We start from the raw sequence: 5,255 nt of genomic DNA, 5'->3' as shown, positions 1-5,255 counted from the left end.
GCCGTTTTAACTGTTATTCCTTTTTCTTTGGCTTGTGCTTCCGTTAAGCCGACATTGGCTAATGGTGGCTGCACAAATACCGCATAAGGAAACGTCCGACCTTTGGTTGTTCTTTTTCCTTCCCCTAATAATTGATCTTTAACAATTCGATAATCGTCTAAAGAAATATAGGTAAACTGCGGGCTACCAGCAACATCCCCCATTGCCCAAATATGAGGCTGGCTCGTTTGCAATTTATCATTGACTGCAATATGCCCACGCTCTGCCAATTCTACGCCTGCTTTCTCTAAGCCTAAGCCTTCTACATTTGCACGGCGACCGGTTGCAATTAAGACGGCATCAGCAGTGAGCGTATCATCTGCTGTATGAACAATTGCCTGCGTATCTGAAGCCTCGATGCGTTTGACTTTTTGATTTAAGCGAACATGAATATTACGTTTATTCATAATTTTTTCGAGTTCAGCGGCAATTTCTCTGTCTTCACGCGGTAAAAACGTATCAAGCGTTTCTAAAATGGTAACTTTGCTGCCAAAGCTAGACAGGGTAAACGCAAACTCTAAACCGATATAGCCACCGCCAACAATGACTAAATGCTCTGGTGTTTTTTCTAATTCCATCAAAGCCGTGCTATCTAAAATATAAGGATTGTTTTCAACCCCTTCAATTGGTGGTTGCCAATTACTTGCTCCCGTATTGATGAAAATTCTTTCTGCTTGAATGGTTTCCTCTCCCCCATCTGCTAAAGAAATTTCTACCGTATGCGCATCCTTAAATGTTGCCTTTCCAGTGATTACCTCAGCAACCTTTGCTACCTTTTCATAGTTCGCTTTGTTTAGCGCAGAAATCAATTTATCTTTCTGTACAACCGCCTGTTCAAAAGCAAGCCCAGTCTCAGCAGCTTTTTCGTGCGCTAAAAAAGCCAATTTTTTAGACGGAATACAGCCAATATTGATACACGTTCCGCCATACATCTTAGACGAGGCTTCTACTAAAATTACAGACTGACCCGCTTTCGCTAAATCACCTGCTAAAGTTTTACCAGCTTTACCAAAACCAATAATTAAATTTTCTACTTGACGCATCACATTCTCCAATGAATAACTCATTACTAAATGGCGTGTTTTATCTCTTTTTCAAGGAAGATGACGATAACGCCATCTCCAACGACGAAAAGCACTAATCGTCAACAGACCTAGCGCCGCCCAAATCAAGCTATAGCTCACTATTGCACTGGCGCTCATTGGTGTTGCTAATATCACTACCGCTGCCAAAAATAGTAAAGCTGGCTCTAAATAGCTCAGCATACCAAACAAACTCATGGGTAATAGCAAATTTGATTGCATATTCGCATATTGCCCTAACGCACTGATAATACCTAATAAAGGCAATAATGCATAAAATTTCGCTTCATGAGTAATCACATCTACTATCCATTTATCAGTAGCAATCCAATATAAACACGGCAACGTCATCACCGCCAAATCAAACACTAATCCTTCTAATGCCCCAACCCTCATCCAACGGCGCAATAAATAATAAGCTGGAAATCCTATCGCCACTAAAGCTGTTGTCCAAGAAAAAGCCTTACTCATCCACCATTCATAGCCAACGCCCGTTGCTGCAAAAACTAACGCTGCTATTTGCCAGCGATTTAACTTTTCCCCCATTAACCAACCAATGAAAACCATCACTAGCGGAAGTAAAAAATAGCCCATTGCGGTGTTGATTCCCTCTCCATTAACGGGCGCCCACATAAACAACCACATTTGAAGATGAAATAAAGCACTTCCTAAAAGCATCAATCCCCAATCTTTGAGATTATGCTGTAAATGTTGCTGATAAAAGCGCCATAGTCCTCGAACGCCAATTGTGAGCCTAACAATCACTAATAACCCCAAGAACATTAAAGGCACACGCAACGCATATACCTGTGTACCCGACAATGGCATCATCCAACGACTAAAGAGATATAACACACCAAATAACCCTTGAGCGGATAAACAAATCCACACCCCTTTAGCCGTTTCAGACATAGCATTTTCCAAAAAATGCTATTATAAATAATGCGCAAAAAAACTGTTTATTTTTTACCCAAAAAAAATTATTTAAAGAATTAAACAGCTAGCTTTATAAATCGTCATTTCTGCACAAAAATTGTTGATACCTTGTTATTAAACTTTTAACAAGATGAAAAATATAATGTTTTTGTTTTTTCAGCAGGCATAATCAGTTTATGGCACAATTTCTGCCCAAGTTTATTCATCTTGTCATCGCTATGACACAAACATCATCACTGACAACACAATTTCTACAAGCACTTAGCCAATCAAAATTTTCTGGCGACATTACCCAAAAAGATGCTCAACTCACCGTCTATTCCACAGATAACTCTGTTTACGAATGCCGTCCACAAGCAATTTTATTTCCACGGACAACGGCTGATGTGCAAATCATCATGCAGCTTATCGCAGAACCCGTTTTTAAAGATATCCATCTCACCGCGCGTGGCGGCGGTACAGGAACCAATGGACAATCCCTAACCAATGGAATGATTGTAGATATTTCTCGCTACATGAATCAAATCATTCAAATTGATCCTGTTGCTCGAACTGCTCGAGTACAAGCCGGTGTAGTAAAAGACCAGCTCAATGCTGCTTTAAAATCCTACGGCTTATTCTTTGCACCAGAGCTTTCCACCTCTAATCGCGCCACCATTGGTGGAATGATTAACACCGATGCAAGCGGTCAAGGCAGCCTACGTTACGGCAAAACCCATGATCACGTTTTAGCCTTATCTACCGTTTTGCTTGGCGGCGAAGTATTAGATGCCGAACCTTTACCGCGTAACGATTGGGAAACACACATCATCAATAAATCTGCAGCACAACAATATCTATATCGACAACTTTTTGACTTAGCTGACAAGCACAGCGAACAAATCCAATCCAGCTTTCCTAAGCTCACACGTGCGCTCACTGGCTATGACCTACCCAACTTACTCACTGAAAAAACCTTTAACATCAATAGCGTTATTTGTGGATCTGAGGGCTCTTTAGGAATGATTACCGAAGCCACGCTAAACGTCCTACCCCTACCAAAACATCGCGCGTTGATAAACATTGGCTATGCAAACTTTCAATCCGCGTTAGAAGATGCCAAAGCCCTACTTTCACAACAACCCTTATCCATTGAAACCGTTGATTCCAAAGTGCTAGGACTTGCCAAAGACGATATCGTTTGGGAAAGCGTGGCGGATTACTTCCCACAAACCGCAGATACGCCGGTCATGGGCATTAACCTCATGGAAATCCATGCAGATGAAGAAGAACACTTAGAAGCCAGAATTGCGAAAATTCTTGAACATTTAGAAAACGATGAAAGCGTCATTCGATTAAGCAAAACCGTGGCACGCGGAGATGTCGCCATTGGACACATCTATGCCATGCGCAAGCGCGCAGTAGGGCTGCTTGGCAACGTGCAAGGTGAAAAACGCCCCCAACCCTTTGTCGAAGATACCGCCGTTCCACCAGAGCATCTCGCCGATTTTATTCTCGAATTTCGCGCAGTATTAGATGATATGGGCTTAGATTACGGCATGTTTGGGCACGTTGACGCAGGCGTTTTACACGTCCGCCCGCTCATTGATATGAAAGACGAAAAAGCCAGCGAAATTCTCACTACAGTAACCGAAAAAGTCGTTGAACTCACTCATCAATACGGCGGCGTTCTATGGGGAGAACACGGAAAAGGCTTACGCTCAGAATATGCGCCCAAATTCTTCGGCGACAGCTGGATACTCATCCAAACCGTCAAAACCCTCTTTGACCCCCATAACCAACTCAACCCTGGTAAAATCGCCACCCCATTAGAAAGCGACGCCAATTTAACGCCACTAACCGCCATTCCCTTTAGAGGCGACAAAGACAAACACATCCCCCTTTCTGACTGGCAACACTACGGCAATACCATGCATTGTAACGGCAATGGCGCTTGTTTTAACTTTGCATTCGATGACCCCATGTGCCCCTCTTGGAAAATCACACGCGACCGAGTGCATTCCCCCAAAGGACGCGCCATGCTCGTTAAAGAATGGCTACGTCGGCAAGCCGATGACAGTCTAGAACCCGCCTTTGAAAAAGAAGTCTATGATGCCTTGCATGGTTGCCTATCTTGCAAATCCTGCGCAGGACAGTGTCCAATTAAAGTGGATATTCCAGATAGCAAAGCAAGATTTTTATTTGCTTACCATCAGCGCTATCGCCGCCCAGTAAGAGATTACCTTATTGGCTACTTAGAATACTTTATTCCATTAATGGTACGCTTCTCTAGCCTATATAATGCCACCATGCGGTTTTCCCTTGTTCGCTGGATAAACAAACAATTTTTCAAACTGTGCGACCCACCCCTTCTTCATCCAGAAGCAAAAGCCAATTTAGCCGCACTCGGAGCAACACTCTTAGAAAATAAAAACCTCTCTGAACTCAATAACGCCTCAGCAAACAGCGTTATCTTGGTACAAGACGCCTTTACGCGTTACTTTGACACCCCTGTTTTTCTAGATTGGCTCAAACTACTGAAAGCTCTCTCTTTCAAAGCCTACATCTTACCTTACTTCCCTAACGGCAAGCCCTTACACGTTCATGGTTTTCTCAAACAATTCCGTGCATTAAGAAAAAAGAACAACCACTTACTCAGCAAAGCCGCTGAAACAGGCTTTCCGCTCATTGGACTTGATCCTGCCATGACGCTCGTCTATCGTCAAGAATATGCCAAAGACAGCGGAAAAGCACATAACGTTCTTTTGCCTCAAGAATGGTTGATTCAATATCTAAACGACCGCCCAGCCTTAGCAAAACGCGGCGAAACCTACTACCTTGCAGGACACTGTACCGAAAAGACCCAGCTACCTGCCAGCACCCGACAATGGCAAGAAATCTTCTTCCATTTTGGCTTGGATTTAAAACTCGTTGCGACAGGATGCTGCGGCATGGCGGGTACCTATGGACACGAAATTGAACACCGCCAATCCTCTGAAGGCTTATTCGCTCTATCTTGGCAACAGCCCGTACATGAATATGGTGAACGCCTACTCACAACCGGCTATTCCTGCCGTTCACAAACCAAGCGTATGGTAAATACCGATTTGCAGCATCCGCTACAAGCTTTACTAAAAGCCATTGAAACCCCGATAGCATAGAAAATCTATTGATAAATCATCCTATTTTCCAACCTAAAAAACTATAAAATGAGTAAAA

The 5,255-nt window shown here is 43.1% G+C and carries 3 protein-coding genes; 1 reads left to right on the top strand and 2 read right to left on the bottom strand.

Annotated elements, in window-relative coordinates; translation table 11 throughout:
- Window positions 1-1,082, bottom strand: a 1,082-nt coding sequence (locus tag A5N85_RS12240) for an FAD-dependent oxidoreductase (RefSeq protein WP_211268205.1), incomplete at its 3' end; no start/stop codon positions are given.
- Between the two features lie 51 nt (window positions 1,083-1,133).
- Entirely contained in the window at window positions 1,134-2,033 is a 900-nt protein-coding gene (locus tag A5N85_RS12235; RefSeq protein WP_072577466.1) for an EamA family transporter, read from the bottom strand.
- 242 nt (window positions 2,034-2,275) lie between these two features.
- On the opposite strand from A5N85_RS12235, the gene A5N85_RS12230 reads away from it, so the two are divergent.
- Window positions 2,276-5,197, top strand: coding sequence for an FAD-linked oxidase C-terminal domain-containing protein (locus A5N85_RS12230; RefSeq protein ID WP_072577467.1), 2,922 nt, complete (start codon window positions 2,276-2,278; stop codon window positions 5,195-5,197).
- Window positions 5,198-5,255: the final 58 nt, after the last annotated feature.

It is taken from the genome of Suttonella ornithocola (assembly GCF_001889065.1).
In the GTDB taxonomy this organism is placed as follows: Bacteria; Pseudomonadota; Gammaproteobacteria; order Cardiobacteriales; family Cardiobacteriaceae; genus Suttonella_A; species Suttonella_A ornithocola.
The sequence above is the reverse complement of the archived record's forward strand: the minus strand, read 5'-3'. Positions and strand labels throughout refer to the sequence as shown.

Coding starts and splice junctions, on each gene's coding strand:
- A5N85_RS12235 (WP_072577466.1), bottom strand. CDS start 2,033: ATGTCTGAAACGGCTAAAGGGGTGTGGATTTGTTTATCCGCTCAAGGG.
- A5N85_RS12230 (WP_072577467.1), top strand. CDS start 2,276: ATGACACAAACATCATCACTGACAACACAATTTCTACAAGCACTTAGC.